Raw genomic sequence first — 14,915 nt, forward strand, 5'->3', positions numbered from 1 at the left:
TCCTCTACGGGTCTCAAGCCGCCGTGGTGATCTGCTCGTTGATGACGGCCTGGACGCGGGTGTCACCGCGGAAGGTGTTCAGCTGCAGCCTCGCCGTGAAGCGCAGCGTGCCGAGTTCGGTGCGGCTTGCGCGCTGCACAAAGCTCTGGATCACGTCGAACTTCTCCTCGGCAGCGTTCCACCACAGGCAGGACAGGCCGGACCGGGTGACCAGGCGCAGGTGCTGCGATTCGGATCCGATCCGGTCCACGCGTAGGCCCAGGGGCTCGATCGCGATCTCGACGACCGGCGCGGTGAAGCCGTGCCCGAAGGGCTTGAGCCCCTCGGTTCGGCGCACCAGCTCGAACAACGGCTGCAGGTCCTCGAGGCCGACGTCGCAGTCGGCATCCGGACCGAGTACGAGATCACCGTTCGGGCCATCGGTACTGACGGCGAGCCGGGCTACCTGAGTGGCCTCCTGCAGCACGGCGACAAGATCTCCCAGCTTCTCGGCCTTCGCGACGCGGACCCCGCATGCCTGCTGGTGTCCGATGGCGCTGAGTCCGTCGTGCGGTTCCAGGCTGGTGATGATGTCGAACCACCCCGGCGCGCGACCGGAGCCGCTGACGAAATCGTCGGGACTGGTGGGGCGGTTGAGAACGACGACCGAGTGACCGTTGAGCTCCATCATCCGGTTGGCCAGTAGCCCGTACATCCCCGGGTAGGCGCCCGAGAAGTACACCCACGGGGCCCAAGGCTGGTCTCCAGTGGCGAGTTCTGCCATGTGCTCGATGACCAGCTGCTTGCGCAGCTCGTTGTTCTCGATCACCTGGTGGGCGGCCCTGAGCTTGACGTCAGCACCAGCGGCCGTGAACACCGCGAAGCACGGCTCAAGCGAAGCCCCGGTACGCCGGGGGCTGTTCATCGCCGGGGCGAGGTAGAAGCCGAAGAAGCCTTCGTCGAGGTCGTCGACGTCTCGGATCTTGCCAACCTGCGCGAAAGCCTTGAGTACGATCGCGAAGCCCTCGAAGGCCCGGAGGAAGACCGGGTGGTGCGGTTCGGTGCGCAGCAGCTGCATCAGGATCGACTGCGCGACGTCGATGGCATCGGGGTCAGCGTCGAATCCGCCCCAGGGATTGGGGATCGTCTTCGGCGCGGCGACGCGCAGCAGGCGGGCAATCGAGATCGCGTCGCGCACCAGCTGGCGGTTCTCGTACAGCACAGGCATCACGTCGGAGACGGTGCCCAGGCCGGCGAACAGACGCAGCAGGTGGATCTCCCATCGCTTCTCGGGGCGATGCACGCGGGTGTAGGCATCGATCACCTGGTAGAGCACGTGGGCACCGCAGATCCCGGTGTGGGTGTAGGTCTCGTCGATCCGGCACGGGTCGACGGTGACGTCCGCGGTCGAGCCCGGCGCGAGCTCCTCGTGATGATCGGTCACCAGCGTCGTCCAGCCCAGGCCACGTGCGGCGGCGATGCCGCCGTGGGAGTTCACCCCCCCGTCGCAAGTGAGCAGGACCTTGGTGTCGGGCCACTTCGCCTGGATCTCGGCGATGTCCTCGGGCGCGAGCTCGTGGCCGCGGCGGTAGTCGGGCAGGTGCAGCTCGACGTCGAAGCCGAGCTCGGACAAGCCGGCGTAGCCGAGGACGCCGGAGGAGATGCCGTCCATGTCGAAGTCGGGGGCGATGGTGATCTTCTTGCCCGCGATCCGGGCGTCATGAAGGGCCTCGACCATCTCGGCCAGTCCCAGGAGCTCGTCGTGTTCGGTGGACTCGATCTCCTTCAGGTACTGATCCGACCACCCCTTGCGCTGGCACAGCAGCTCGAAGAGGTGAGCGTCCTCGTCGGTGATCGAATGGTCGTCGACGGTCTGGAGCATGGACATGGTGGGAACCTCTCGATCTGGGTTGCTGGTAGGTGGAGAACGGGGCATGCAACACCCCTGGCGTTGCTGTGATTTTAGCAGCGACATCAACTATTCCTGCTCATTTGGCAGTACCTCGAGTCCTATTCGGGTTCCGAATACGACGCTTATCTCGAATGACCTCGACAGACTTTCCAAGGTTCTTACATATCGGCTACTGTCAGCGGTATGGCCATTCGAAGCATTGTCGAGTCAGATCTCAGTGGTGAGCCGGATGCGGCGACAGCTACGTTCGGCTTGGGTGACACCTGGTACGAGGTTGACCTCACCGCTGCGGAGCGGAAGAAGCTTGAGGAAGCACTGAAGCCGTACTTGAAGGTCAGTCGGAAAGCCGGTACGGCGGCGACCAAGCAGCGAGTCGTACCCGAGACGACCCCTGAGGAGCGCGACAAGATCCGCGAGTGGGCGAAGAAGGAGGGCTACGAGTTCGCGGAGCGCGGGCGTATCCCGAAGAGGGTCATGAAGGCTCATGACGAGGCGCACGGCATCGATCGGAGCAAGTAGCGCTGCGCCGGGTGTTTGTCTCCCGATCGACTCCCCCATCCGTCCTTGAAGGGCCCTGCAGCACACTGCAGGGCCCTTCGTACGTCTCAGAACGGCGGCGGCGACAGATGAATCACGTTGGTCGTCTTGATCCCCGCAGCTTGCGCGCGAGACCTGCAGTGGATGGTGCCGTGCGAGAAGTGCCCAGCCATATGCGGCATGAGCTGTTCCTGGTCTCGTTGAGGGCATCCGGGCTTCCAGCAGAGGTCGAGGAAGGCCGTACACAGCACCTGAGCCCCGGCCTCGCGAAAGACTTGGGCGGCGTCGACCATCTCCTGGTTGCGCTGGAAGCCGGCTGTTCTCCCGTGCGTCGACCAGTCGGCGGGGAAGGTGATGATTTCGAAGCCTGTGTCCCGCCACAGCAGCTCGGCAATGGCGTCGGCCCCCTTGGGGCAGTGCCCTGAGAGGAGCACCGGCCGGACAACGTTCTTGGGGCCCCAGTCGCTCCAGGCGGCGTTGAACGTGTCACGCATGCTCTTCTCGTCGTTCCAGCTACGGGAACCGGTGACGAGGACGACGTGCGAGAACGATTCTGGAATCATTTCAGCAATCATTCGAGTCTCCTCTCCGTGTGACTCGGCGGTCTCCACAGCTGGAGTCGAGAAGCTGTGGCCATGATGTCAGGGAGGGCATGGCGGCCTGCGTGTCGCTGACTCATACCGGCCAGCCGGTACTGGGCTCGATGATGGCCAGGTCCTTCTCCCGGTGAAGCTCGACGCGGATCCGATCGTCGTTACGCATCGGCATGAGGTGGACGGCGTACATCCCGTCATCGCGGTGGGAGACGTCCGCGGTGATGACCGTGCTGTCTTCGTCGGTGGAGTCGACTGACGTCGCCAATGCCCGGCACCGCCGGAGAGGATCACCTCGGCCACAGCTTCGCTCTTCGACTGCCACACTTCGACTCGCAGCAGGCTTCGGTGGCGTAGTGCGAGGGTTCGGGCTGGACTGCGTCATGGTGGGTCTTCTTCGTGGCCTCGAGTGCGGGTGACAACCATCAAATGCGAACCCCGGTGGGTCCGTGTGATCTCAATGGTCGCCCCAGCTCCCGTGCCAGCTGTGCTGGCTGACGACTCGGAGGATCTGGCTGGCGTGATCTGCTCCCGGATGGATCGCATAGCGAGCCATCGCACGGGGGCGTCACTTCTCGCCGGAGCCAGGCGCTCAGCGCCAGGAGATCCACCACTGCTGCGCTCGTTGCCGCTGTCCACATCTGTGGACATCTGGGGCGGAGCAGTGGCGGGGCTCCCTCTCTCAAGCAAAGCGCTGGGCATGGCCGGAGGGAGCGTCAGCGACCGACGGACCGGTGAGCGAAGCGAACGGTGGAACCTGTCGGCTGTGCCGACTAACACGACCTCGGAGCGTAGCGAAGAGGCCGAGCGAAGCGAGGGTCAGCAGGACACGTGTTATCAGGTTCCCTTATGCCCTTTTCGCTTCCTTGTCGTCGTCATCGCTGTTCCACGGCTGGAGCGTTAGCGGAAGCCTGGAACATCAGGGGTAACGGTCCGTACCCTCTTGACCCGCACCCCTCCCCCTTTTCCGCGCAGCGGGGTACGGGGTTGGCTGTTTCGCCTGGTCATTGCGCCTTCTGGGTGTACTGCTGTTCTGCCGACCGTGATACGGCCGTACCCCCCATGCTGATCCGTCTTTGTGAGGTACGAGCGAGGCAGGGGTACCGACCTGCTCCTGACGGGGCGCAGGCCCGGTTGATCGCCCTGCTGCCGTCGGCGGCACAGCCCTCGCCGCACAGCGAATCCGGCCTCTCGTGACACCGTCGCTCCTGCTGTGGATAACGCTCTGCTCCATGGCTCGCGGACAGCGCAGCCAGCCTTGCACCGTCGCGTTGTGCTGGCTGCGCCGAGGTGGCTCCACCGTGCTCCGGTGCTGCACTACAGCGTGCCAGGACCTCACGCACCACTTCCGAGGCGGACGTCCGGCGCTACCTTGTCGACGCACGATCCGGCCCGGGCTGTGTTCCTCTTCGCGCCTGCGCGGATAACTCGGGGTGGTCCTTCGTGGACGCATCAAAAGAAGAGAGGCTCGACTGCTGCGACCAGCTTGCTCATCTGGCACAGCAAGCAGCTCCAGCGTCATCGGACCGTTGTCGTCTTCCTCCAGGTGCTGCTTCCGCAGCAAATGCCTCTGTTCTTCCTCTACCCCACGGGACTTTGCTGCGGAGCAGGATGTTCCTCGCACGCTCGCTGGGCGCGGGTGGCCTACTCCCCCCTTCGCTCCTTCCCCCTCTGCACTACTCTGCGCGACCATGACGGCCCGACGACGCCCCTGCGCCGACCGCCGCACCAGCGCCGTACCAGCCCGGCCGACGGCTCGCCGGCGGCCGGGCTGGTCGCGCTCCACCGGCCGTGGCTGCACTTGTGTGCCCGCCGACAGGCTTTGACAAGGGATACAGACAGGCTTTTCGACCCATGAAACAGCAACGAAACAGCGTCACCCTCACGTCTCCGGGGTGACCCATCGAGACATGCGGGGACACAACTGAGACTCGCATAAGACGTCGACTACTGCCGTTGTGCCTCTCAGAGTCCCACGTGTGTCCTCACGGCGTCTCACGCACACTCCAACAGTATCGCCCTGGTGTCGCATGCAGCACCCTCGGAGGACACATCTGCGTAGGGGTGCCGGGTGGCGTCTCTCAGGAGGCACAGTCGGGACACCGACGGGACTCTATGCGTACCCCCATGCGACTTTCCCGGGACTGCGCCGCGCCCCCAGGTGTCTCGCAGCTGTCCCGTGGAATCCCTTGGCGCGTCACACGCGGGGCCCATAGGCGCATGGCGCTGGCGGCTTGAACCAGGTCGTCCCAGGCGGGGGCACTGTGGCGTCTCCTAGGCGTCCACGCCAGCACTCGATAGACATCCAATGACGCCATACTCGCGTATCGAATAGGACTTGCATGGGACTCGACAGGTACACTAGAGTGCACTCGCGTTGATTCGAATTCGAGTGGAGCCGTGAACGGCGGTGAGTCCCTATGGCGGAGCCAGAGGCATCTGGCGAACGACCGGATGAAGTACAGGAGCGAGCGTCGGGGCGAGGTGAGTGCAATGGCGAATCAGTCGGGTGAACCTCGCAAGGTCCGCTGGACCGTGCCTGCTGCCGATACCTCGGTGATCGAGTGGCTCAATGAGCAGGCGGACATATCGCAGTCGATTCGACTGCTCATTCGGGAGTCCATCCAGCGCGACGGGTACATCGACGTCTTCTACAAGCCCGTCGATCAGCAGCCGCGTCGCGGCCGACCACCGTTGGAGATCACCGAGCAGCGCGCGGACGCCGAGGCAACAGCCGAGCGTCGTCTGGCCGCCTGGCCGGTTCAGCCGCACCCGCAACCCGTAGTCACCGATCAGGCCGACGTCGTCCAGACCGCAGCACCAGCACCGGCAGCCCAGCCCGAGCTGGTCCCCGCACCGGTTGAGGCAGCCGAGGATCGCGCCCCGAGCCCGGCGCCCGAACAGCCGAGACAGGCATCCATCGACGAAATCATGGCGAGCACTCGGCGCTGAATGACGCGGTGGCTCTCACTTTCCAGGCAGACAACACAGACACCGAGGGACCGAATTCATGAGCACGAACACCACCGAGGTCATCACTCTCACCGGCGGCATCGACGTCGGCAACGGCTATGTCAAGGGCGTCATCCAGAACACGAAGCAGAGCACCTTCGACGAGATCGATCTGCCCAGCGCGGTTGTCTCGACTTCCCGCACCTCTCCGAAGGTGCCGCTCGCCGACGCGGATGCGGCCTCGGTGATGGCCGGCGACTTCTACAACCAGATCGACTGCTCGCTCACCACTCCCCTGGTGGCGGCGTCGGACCGCCGGATCTTCGGCCGGGCGGCGCTGAGCGTGCGCGGCTCGAAGTTCACCGAGTTCGAGGTGCTGGGCAAGCATTCCAAGGCCGATCAGGAGCTCAGCAAGGTTCTGGTCCTGGGTGTCTTCGCCGCGAAGGCCCTGCGCGACTACGTCCGCGAGAACGGCGCGCTGCCCGATCACGAGCTGCGCGTGCAAGTGCGCGCCGGCCTGGCTCTGCCGATCTCCGAGTTCGTCGCGCGCCGCCACGCCTACGCCGCCGAGTTCATCGGCCTGCTGGGCAGCTCCGACCCCGCGGTGCACCTGGTGACGATCAAGAACTTCAGCACCCCGGTCTCGGTGCGCCTGCAGTTCGTCGACGTCCAGGTGATGGCCGAGGGTGCCTCCGCGCAGTTCGCCATCACCGACAAGGGTGAGCCGCTCGCCCAGGCGCTGTTGGACGATCTGCGCACCCGTGACGCGTCCATCGTCGAGGGCGTCTCCGCTTCTGATCTGGTGGCGGTCCAGCACACCATCGGCGTCGACATCGGCGAAGGTACCGTGAACTTCCCGGTCTTCACCGACGGGCGGTTCAACCCCGAGGCGGCAGCCACGCTCGACGAGGGCTACGGCACCGCGCTCATGAACGCCATGGAGCGCATGAGCGAGTCCGACGCCACGCTGCAGTTCTCCTCGCGTAAGCAGCTGGCGGACTTCCTCCACGCGGAGCCTTCGGTGCTGGTGAAGAACCGTCACCAGCGAGCCGCCGGCTTCGTCGAGGACGAGGCCAGCTACCTGGTCGACGAGATCGTCTCCTCCTTCGGCGATGTTCTCTCGCAGGCCGGCGCGACGACTGAAGTCGTCTACGTCTACGGCGGCGGGTCGGGTCCGATCAAGCACCTGCTGCACCCGGCGCTACTGAAGGCCGCAGGCGACGTGCCCGTGCTCTACCTCGACTCGAGCTATTCGCGGCACCTGAACCGCGAGGGCCTGTACATCGCGGCGCGCCACGTCGAGCAGCAGACCCTCGCCGCGAAGCCGACGGGCAAGGGCAGTAAAGGGATAGCGTGATGAGCGAGGCATCCCATTCCGTCTCGAAGGCTGAAGCGGCCGAGATCAGGTTCCTCCACGATGGGGTCAAGGACGCGTACTGCCGGTCCGAGTCGCTGCGCCTGGAGGGGATGGCCTACCTCGATGCGACGGGTGCGTCGGTCTGGGGCGAGGCGACCTGCCGGTCGTTCGAGCGCCGCTACGCCCTGCTGCGCGAGCAAGGGGACACTGTGTTTCCGCTGGTTCTGTTTCGCGAGCAGGCCCGGCGGAGGCTGCTCGGGTCGGATGAGGAGCTTCCGGGTTCCGCCGCGGTCCTGACGGTCGACTCGATGAGCAGCATCGGACCGGGGGCATGAGCGGCTACCGGGAGATCGTGAAGTTGCTGGCGGCGAGCACCGGCGCGAAGCGGATGAGCGAAGTCTTCGACAACTTCGTCGAGATGGCGGCGCTGGCTCTGCGCAACGCCGTGGCCGTCCGCAGGAGCGAGTCCTGGGAAGCGCGCGAAAGGCAGTACCTCCAGATCGCCGGCGGCTACAGCAGAACAGAGTTGGACCGCTTCGCGCACGCCCTGGCACTGGTGACCACGGAGATGGGGCGCAATCCCTGTGACGTGCTTGGCCGCCTCTACATGGAGCTGGAGCTCGGCAACGAGAGGCTGGGCCAGTGCTACACGCCCCACGACGTCGCCCAGTTGATGGCTCAGATGCAGATCGACACGGTGGTCGAGCAAGTCGAACGCAACGGTTTCGCTGAAGTCTATGAGCCCGCCTGCGGCGCGGGCGGGCTCATGATCGCGCTGTCGGAGGTCATGCTCGAGCACGGACTCAACCCGCAGACGCAGTTGCACGTGACGGCGGAGGACATAGCACCGCAGGCCATGCACATGATCTACGTCCACCTCACGCTGCTGCATATCCCCTCGGTCGTGCGCCGTTGCAACGTCCTCACGCTGGAGACGTTCGACGCGTGGCCCACTCCCGCTCATGTCCTGGGCAACTGGAGCCAGAAACTCAGGGTGGCCCGGGCAATCAATGGATCACAACGGCTGATCATCGCGTCACCTCAGGGGACCACCGAAAAGGCCGCTGCTGCTTTGGAAGTACAGCGATGACGATCAGGCAAGGACCATCTGATCTCTCCGGCGTCGAGAGCGACGACGCTCCGGCCCGGCGCGGATCGGTGCTCCCCGCGCAGATCATCGGGCACGCCCAGGTCAACGCCTCCTCCGCCGTCAAGGATGCCGAGCAGTCCGATGAGGCTGGGAATCACCCGGGCTCCGAGAGATGCGCCGGGCGCACGTCGCACCCCGCGGACTCGGTCTCCACGATGGAAGCTCCGCCCGCTGTCGCCCTGAATGGTCCGGACAACACCCGCGCGTCGGAGAGTGCAACTGACGCTACCCGAGAAGCTGGCACCGCCCGTGCCGAGCCAGCCGATGTAGAGGTGGAGAACAGAAACACCGAGCAGTGGCTCGATGAACGCGACGCTCGAACCGAACTGCCACGTATGGGCTGGTGCACAGGGCTGGCCGACGTGCTGGCTGCCACGTACTCGGGAGACCTGCACGCGGACACGTCCGGGATCGTCCGCCGCCGCGAGGGCCAGGGTCGTCGGGTGCGGGCCGCCCTGGTCGGGCTGCTGGCATCCGGTGGCTACATCGCGATACCCCGCGCCGGTCGGCGCGGCCCTGTCACGGTCACTCCTGACGGCGTCACCGCACACCGTTGGTGCTCCGTCGCCCCCGATCTGCTGCACACGGGCCATCGGGCCGCCTACTGGGCCCGGGTGCGTGTTCACCACACCGGCCGCATCAGCAAGCAGACGGCGCGGGACCAGGCCAGGCGCCTTGCTCCGCTGCCGAACGGGGCGGAGGAGAAGCGTCGCCGCGCCGCACAGATGCGGCAGGTCGAGCAGTGGGCCAAGGAGATGCAGGCCACGCGGGAGCGGCTCGCGGCGGAGCAAGTGGAGCGGGAAGCGCAGGCCGGGCAGGCGCGGGCGGCCGAGTGGGCGCGGATCCAACAGGAGGCTGAGGAGCGGCAAGCGGCGGACAACGACCTCCGCGACGACGGGCTGGTCATGTCACAGCACGGACCGGAGGAAATCACTATGGGTCAGGGCAACCGTCGCGTAACGGTAAAGCGGATCAGCCCGAGCATCTGGAACGCGATGACGCGCGGAGTCATCTACGTGGTGTCGAAGGAGGGTGGCGAAGACTCGCCCTGGCTGGTCATCGCGCCGGACAACACCCGCATCGGTGTCTGTTCGGTGATCAATGACGCGCCGTACGCGACCAGCGTCCGGGACATCGTCCGCGACGACGCCGACGCCATGAAGCGGGGCGAAACGCTTCCCGGGGGGGGCACCGCCCGACGACGTCGCAGTGCCCGAGGAGATCGGACAGGGGCGGCCAGCCACCACCGGCGTCGGGCGGAAGCCGGCCCCGAACGGCGCCGGCCATGAAAACGCCGACGGCACGGTGACGACTGCCGAGCCGGGCGGATACGACGGCTACGGCTGCACCGGGACCGTGCCGCGCGCCGATCTCCCGGTGGCCGCCAGCCTGCCCAAGGTCGGCACGGCGTACAGCGGCGCCGCCCCGGCGCGGGCGGTCGCCCTCGACTTGAATGGCTCCAAGTGGGTGGCCGAGTGCGACCGTCACGGCCCCATGCCCATGGCGCTGAACAAGTTCGGTGACGCGGTCGTCGACGTCTCCGCCGCCTACGTCTACAGCAACGAACAGGCCGCGGCCGACGCTGTCCGCCTCCACCTGGACGGGCACGCGAGGAAAGACGCCGATGTGATGACACCGGAGGACATCGAGGCCGCCCAGGCGCTGAACTTCTCCCGCGACCAGTGCCGGACGCTGGGGTGGATACGTGACGGCAAGGTGGGCGAGACCGCCCATGGGTTCACCGCCTACGACATCCGCCCGGACCGCGCCGACGTTGCCAAGAGGATCAGGAAGAGCCTGGTCCCGTGCCTGTGGGCGGCTGGGTTCGTCAAGGCACTCGCCGTGGCCCCGGGGGCCCGCGAGCTCCGTCTCACCGACGAGGGAGCCCGCGCGCTGCGTATGTGGTCCAACGCGATGCGCATCAGCGCCGTCACGGAGCCGGAGAAGGACACACGGCACCCGGCGGTAAAGAACTCCCCCTACCCGCTGCTTTCCGCCGGGAAGACCTGGCCCGGAGAACAGCAAAGGGCGCGGGCCGCGGTGAACGCGGAGCAGGCCGCCCGCGAGCAGGCCACCGCACTGCGGGTCGCCGAGGAGAAGGCGGCGGGTGACCGGGCCGCCACCCCCACGGCCGACGAGCTGGCCGTGATGGAGTCGCTGAACACCTTCGGTCTGGACGCCGACGCGGCGGCCGTCCTGTCGGCCGCGTACATCGGTCATGTCGTCACCCGTCACCGTCCCGGGGCGACCTCGGTACGCCTCGATGAGGGCGTGGGCCAGGGCAACCGGCGCGTGACGCGTACCTACAACATCAACGGCGTCGAGAAGCCGATCGTATCGGCGGCTGGCGAAGCCCTGTCGGCGGTCGCCACGAACCTCACCGATGCCACCGCCAAGAGGTGGCACGCGCTGTGCACGTCAGTGGATGAGCGGCACGGGGTGTACCGGCTCGACGTGACCGCAGCCATCGACGCTGGCGCAACAGTGTGCCACTGCTCGACCAGGTCGCACCGCCCATTGGTCCGAGTGAGGAAGACATCGACGGGCCCGGCTCCTCCTGGCGTTCGCAGGCGGTGACGGGTCGCAGGCTGGCTGCCAGAGCTCGGTGGCACGACCGATCTGGTGAGCCGCTCACGGGACGGGGGACGTCGTGACGAGTATGAACGAGACAAGCACGTACTGGTGGCTGCGTGGTGCGGGCGGCGCGGACTCCGCGGCTCTGGAGCAGTGGCTCGCCGGCCACGGGTGGGAGATCGACCCGACAGTGTTCATGTCCGGCGCGCGGGGGCCAGCCGTTCAGGTGCGCCGGATCGGGGCTGCGTGGCAGGACGGGGAGCCGGGGCTACTCATCCTGCCGGGTGAGGTCGTGGGGTACGACTGCGCGCAGATGCGCATCGTGTCCCGCCCGATCGAGGCGGTTTCGCCTGCGTCGTGACGCCGGTCGCCCCGCATGCTTCCGGCCCCCTTGCTTTTATTTTTCGCCGTTTTGAGAAGATTAGAGGGTTACACTGACAGCCGTCTCATCGTCGACGTCACTGATGCCGGGGCACCAGATACCGGGCCGGTCATGCCATGGGTGCGAGTCGTGGTAGTCGTCGTGACCACACGAGGCGGTGCCGGTCTCAATCTCCGGCTTATCGGCTGGCTCGCTGTCGGGTCCGCCGAGGTTCCGGCGGAGTACGGCCGCGCGTTCCGGGTCGAGCTCTAGCCAGTACGGGCGCCGCTCCTCGCCGGACAGCAGCACGATCACGGTGTCGTCATCGCCCCATAGGACGTCGTTCAGGCCCCAGCGGAGACGCGTCGGGGCGTCGGCGGCCGCGAGGTCCTCGGCGGTCGGGGCGGCGGGCGGCATGAGTCCGGCGGCGATGGCAGCGTCCAGCCATGACTCGGCCTCGCTGACGAGGAACTGATGGGTGCTCGGAAGAAGTTCGTCCCAGGATTCCACGACGGTCGGCCCGTAGCCGTTGCGGTAGCGGGACTCGGCAAGTTGGACGGCTCGGGGATCGGTGCTGTTCATTGGAGGCTCCACAAGGTCACTGCGCGGTATTCGAGGACGAGTTCTTCCTGGCCGGGCATCTGGTCGTTGCTGCTGTTGGTGCGGATCCCGGCCGGGATGCCGTTGATCTGGCGTTCTCAGACCGGCTCGTAGCCGGATGGGATGCGGTGCTTCGTCCGGCGTTTGCAGCCGCGGCAGCGGGGCGGTTCACTCACGGGCCGCGCCCTGCCCGCCCCCGCGTGGCCCGGTCTTCGGGGTGAGGAGTCCGTCCACCATGGCCATCCGGAGGGCCGGCCAACCTGCGCACGCGGACAGGCTCAGCCACCGCACCCCCAGCACTCGGATTGGACGTCACGCAACATCCAACTGCCCCCGACCACCAACCCGGCGAAGCAATGTGGTCAGAGCACCCTCCACAGCCTTGCCGCCGCCATCAAGGCCAGTAGGCCAGTGCGAGGGCTTCGCCGGCGAGGTCGGGAGTCGTCGCGGCGGCCGTCAGTGCGTCCTTCCACAGCGCCCTTGCCGTTGACCGCATTGGGGGGCTGCGGCCGTGCCCCACGACGGAGGTGAGCCTTCCGGGAGCGCTCTGGACCCGTGCAGCTTGGCCTGATCCGTCATCTAGCGGAGAGGCACGGGAAAGTCTCTGGCATTGCGGTACGGAAGCGCGAGCATATGGATGATGCGTGAGACGAGAGCTACCAGTTCCGGCGCCTCGCGACCACTGTCACTTTGAATCCCCTGGTCGAGTACGGCCCTGCATTCGTCCAAGATTTGCTGCTTGCTCACGAGCTCCTCAAGGACCTTCCCAGGGGAGTGTTGCTGTAGATGCTCGGCGGTGGGAGGGTCTTGATCCCCGCGGAAGGGCAGCTTCACCGCGTCTCTGCCCCTACTGTCCACGAGCTTGATCTCGTATCCGCGCTCATCCACAGACCACCGGTCGCCGCCAGCAAGACCTGCAACGTCTTTCGATCGATTCAGTTCGGACTGCAAGTAGTCGAGAACGGCTAGTACGTCGTCGGCCACAGTTCTTCTCCTCGACGGTATGTGCTGGCCCCTTCCACTTCCGCAGGGGCCAGCAGAGCACACGCTAACAATGAGCAGATCGCTACCGCGCTGGGGAGGGAGACGATCTCGTCGACGGTCGTCGCGCTGGTGGGCCGGGGGGTAGTACGGTGACGCCTAATCACACCCTGATGACGAAGGCGGCTCACTGTTACGACAGGTGCAGTGGTCAGCGACTTCCATCGCTTCGGATGACAGGACGAGAGCACACCCAGACGTCTCATGGGCTCATCTTGCGAGTCGTCTCCGGATCAGCTGTGCTGATCACAGAGCAGTAGAAGCAAGGAAAGGAGATTCCCTGCAGTCCACGTGCCCCTTCGGCATTCCGGGTAGCAAGAGAAGAACCCCGACCTGATGCCGGAGCACCAGGTCGGGGTTCTTGTAGAGATTCGGCGTCAGTGAGTCCTCTGGGGCAGTCGCAGCCTGTCCATGCCCAGAGCATCCGAGTGGAAGCTGATTTCCATGGCGTCCAGCCCGTCGACGACCTGCTGGGCCGCTTCGCCGAGCTCCCGCACGGCGTCGCGGTTGTTCTTCCCGAGGATCTGCTCTACGCCATGCGACTGCGTGATCTGCAGGTTCAGACGCACGTGGCCGTCCGCTTCGCAGACCGCGGCGAACACATCCAGCTCCAGCTCGCCGGCGTACCCGCCGATGCAGTTGTTGAGCGTCGCACCCCAGCGGGAGAGCGTCTCGGCATCACGAGCGACGACGAGGTTCAGACCAGGGGCTACTTCCCGACCATCCAGTAGTGCGGCCGTCTGCAGTGCCCATTGGTGGCGCTGGGCCTGCCTCGCTATCCGCTCGAGGTGGCGGGACTCCTCGCGTTCGTAGCGCTCACGATCGCGGGCAGCCATCAACTCGCGCCGACGGTCCTCGATCAGGCCCAACGCCTGCACGCGGAACGCCTCGTCCTTCCACAGGTCCCAGTCAGCGACCTGGGCCGTGCCCTCGGGAAGCAGCCGGATCTCGCGGTTGTAATGCTCCATCTCGCGAAGGGCGTGGATCTCCTCCAGTACGACGCGCACGGCAGTCTGGCCCCGGGGATTGTGCCAGCGTTGAATTGCGCGCAGGTTCCGAACCAGGTACTCGAGGTCACGGGAGCCGCGGACCCGGCGCTGCCCGCGGGCAGCGAGAGTCTCCGGAAGGAGGTCGAGGTCACGGGTGACGGCCAAACGGTGAACCGTGCAGTCGGCTGCATCGGCCAGCGTGCGCCGCGCCTGGTGGACGGGTTCCTTGAGGATCCGCCGCAGCACCGGCTGCGGAGTCCGGCGCAGGATCGAGCGGATGCCTCGCTGTTGCAGGGAGGTGAGCGACGGCTGGCGCATCAGGTCGCGGCCGCCGACTGTCTTCGTGGTGCGCATTGCGTCGATGAGCCAGTCCACGGGCACCAGCCCGCGGAACATGGCGAACCAGCCCAGGGTGCTGGTGTCCAGACGCTCCACCTCGCGGGCCAGCGGCCGACGGTAGGCGCGCACGCCGAAGAGGTTCTTCGCGACCTGCGCATGGTCGTGGGCATCGAGATAGGGCAGGTAGGAGGAAGCCGGACGATCCTGCCGGTCGTCCTTGAGCAGTGGGAAGCGGTTGTTCCAGTCCGGCAGTTTGCCGATGTGTTCACGGATCGCAGCGATCGCTTGGTCCACGGCGTTGTCGACTCCCTCAGGCCCCGGTCCTTCGAGCCGTCGGGCCTGCGGGTTGCTGCGCATCCACTGCTGCAGTGTCCAGGACAGCCCGTGGATCCAGGACTCGACCCCGGTCTCGGAGAAGACATGGCGGGTTGTGGATCAAGGCTCGAGCGTTCTCATCTGGTGGGCGTGATCAGGTCGAGTGCGTGGTCGGGGTGTGACCGGTAGTGATCGACGGCTTGGGCGTGGTTGGCC

14 protein-coding genes are annotated in these 14,915 nt (G+C 66.3%); 8 read left to right on the plus strand and 6 right to left on the minus strand.

The genetic code is table 11. The features are described 5' to 3' along the window. Positions 1-13 precede the first annotated feature (13 nt). On the minus strand, positions 14-1,867 hold the full coding sequence (locus tag ACFWP3_RS14235; RefSeq protein ID WP_384220163.1) for a DHH family phosphoesterase: 1,854 nt from the start codon (positions 1,865-1,867) through the stop codon (positions 14-16). A gap of 207 nt (positions 1,868-2,074) precedes the next feature. Between ACFWP3_RS14235 and ACFWP3_RS14240 the strand changes: the two genes are divergently transcribed. Continuing rightward, a complete protein-coding gene (locus ACFWP3_RS14240; protein ID WP_384220165.1) occupies positions 2,075-2,410 on the plus strand; it encodes an Lsr2 family protein in 336 nt (111 codons plus the stop codon). An 86-nt stretch (positions 2,411-2,496) separates the two neighbouring features. On the opposite strand, the gene ACFWP3_RS14245 is transcribed toward ACFWP3_RS14240, so the two are convergent. Beyond that, positions 2,497-3,003, minus strand: coding sequence for an SLOG family protein (locus ACFWP3_RS14245; protein ID WP_384220168.1), 507 nt, complete (start codon positions 3,001-3,003; stop codon positions 2,497-2,499). A gap of 100 nt (positions 3,004-3,103) precedes the next feature. Continuing rightward, positions 3,104-3,289, minus strand: coding sequence for a hypothetical protein (locus ACFWP3_RS14250; protein ID WP_384220170.1), 186 nt, complete (start codon positions 3,287-3,289; stop codon positions 3,104-3,106). A 2,225-nt stretch (positions 3,290-5,514) separates the two neighbouring features. Here ACFWP3_RS14250 and ACFWP3_RS14255 point away from each other — a divergent pair. The 7 genes from ACFWP3_RS14255 to ACFWP3_RS14285 all read left to right on the plus strand — a co-directional run bounded on the left by ACFWP3_RS14255 (position 5,515) and on the right by ACFWP3_RS14285 (position 11,415). Then, entirely contained in the window at positions 5,515-5,973 is a 459-nt protein-coding gene (locus ACFWP3_RS14255) for a hypothetical protein (protein WP_384220172.1), read from the plus strand. Positions 5,974-6,031: 58 nt separating this feature from the next. Continuing rightward, positions 6,032-7,330 carry a hypothetical protein gene (locus ACFWP3_RS14260; RefSeq protein ID WP_384220174.1) on the plus strand — a complete coding sequence of 433 codons (1,299 nt, stop codon included), beginning with the start codon at positions 6,032-6,034 and terminating at the stop codon, positions 7,328-7,330. Next, positions 7,330-7,665 carry a hypothetical protein gene (locus ACFWP3_RS14265; protein ID WP_384220176.1) on the plus strand — a complete coding sequence of 112 codons (336 nt, stop codon included), beginning with the start codon at positions 7,330-7,332 and terminating at the stop codon, positions 7,663-7,665. Before ACFWP3_RS14260 ends, ACFWP3_RS14265 begins: the two co-directional genes overlap by 1 nt. Next, positions 7,662-8,420, plus strand: coding sequence for an N-6 DNA methylase (locus ACFWP3_RS14270; protein ID WP_384220179.1), 759 nt, complete (start codon positions 7,662-7,664; stop codon positions 8,418-8,420). Before ACFWP3_RS14265 ends, ACFWP3_RS14270 begins: the two co-directional genes overlap by 4 nt. Next, positions 8,417-9,769: a hypothetical protein gene (locus tag ACFWP3_RS14275; protein WP_384220181.1), complete on the plus strand. Its 1,353-nt coding sequence runs from the start codon at positions 8,417-8,419 to the stop codon at positions 9,767-9,769. The genes ACFWP3_RS14270 and ACFWP3_RS14275 overlap by 4 nt, the downstream gene beginning before the upstream one ends. Next, positions 9,690-11,057 carry a hypothetical protein gene (locus ACFWP3_RS14280; protein WP_384220183.1) on the plus strand — a complete coding sequence of 456 codons (1,368 nt, stop codon included), beginning with the start codon at positions 9,690-9,692 and terminating at the stop codon, positions 11,055-11,057. Before ACFWP3_RS14275 ends, ACFWP3_RS14280 begins: the two co-directional genes overlap by 80 nt. A gap of 82 nt (positions 11,058-11,139) precedes the next feature. Continuing rightward, on the plus strand, positions 11,140-11,415 hold the full coding sequence (locus ACFWP3_RS14285) for a hypothetical protein (protein ID WP_384220186.1): 276 nt from the start codon (positions 11,140-11,142) through the stop codon (positions 11,413-11,415). A 60-nt stretch (positions 11,416-11,475) separates the two neighbouring features. Here ACFWP3_RS14285 and ACFWP3_RS14290 read toward each other — a convergent pair whose 3' ends face one another. From ACFWP3_RS14290 to ACFWP3_RS14300, 3 genes are all read right to left on the minus strand, one after another. Further along, entirely contained in the window at positions 11,476-11,997 is a 522-nt protein-coding gene (locus ACFWP3_RS14290) for a hypothetical protein (RefSeq protein ID WP_384220188.1), read from the minus strand. 597 nt (positions 11,998-12,594) lie between these two features. Next, positions 12,595-12,999, minus strand: a complete 405-nt coding sequence (locus tag ACFWP3_RS14295; protein WP_384220190.1) for a DUF6221 family protein — start codon at positions 12,997-12,999, stop codon at positions 12,595-12,597. Positions 13,000-13,433: 434 nt separating this feature from the next. Next, a complete protein-coding gene (locus ACFWP3_RS14300) occupies positions 13,434-14,678 on the minus strand; it encodes a hypothetical protein (RefSeq protein WP_384220192.1) in 1,245 nt (414 codons plus the stop codon). Between the last annotated feature and the right edge of the window lie 237 nt (positions 14,679-14,915).

This window comes from Streptomyces sp. NPDC058525 (assembly GCF_042719495.1).
GTDB lineage: Bacteria > Actinomycetota > Actinomycetes > Streptomycetales > Streptomycetaceae > Streptomyces.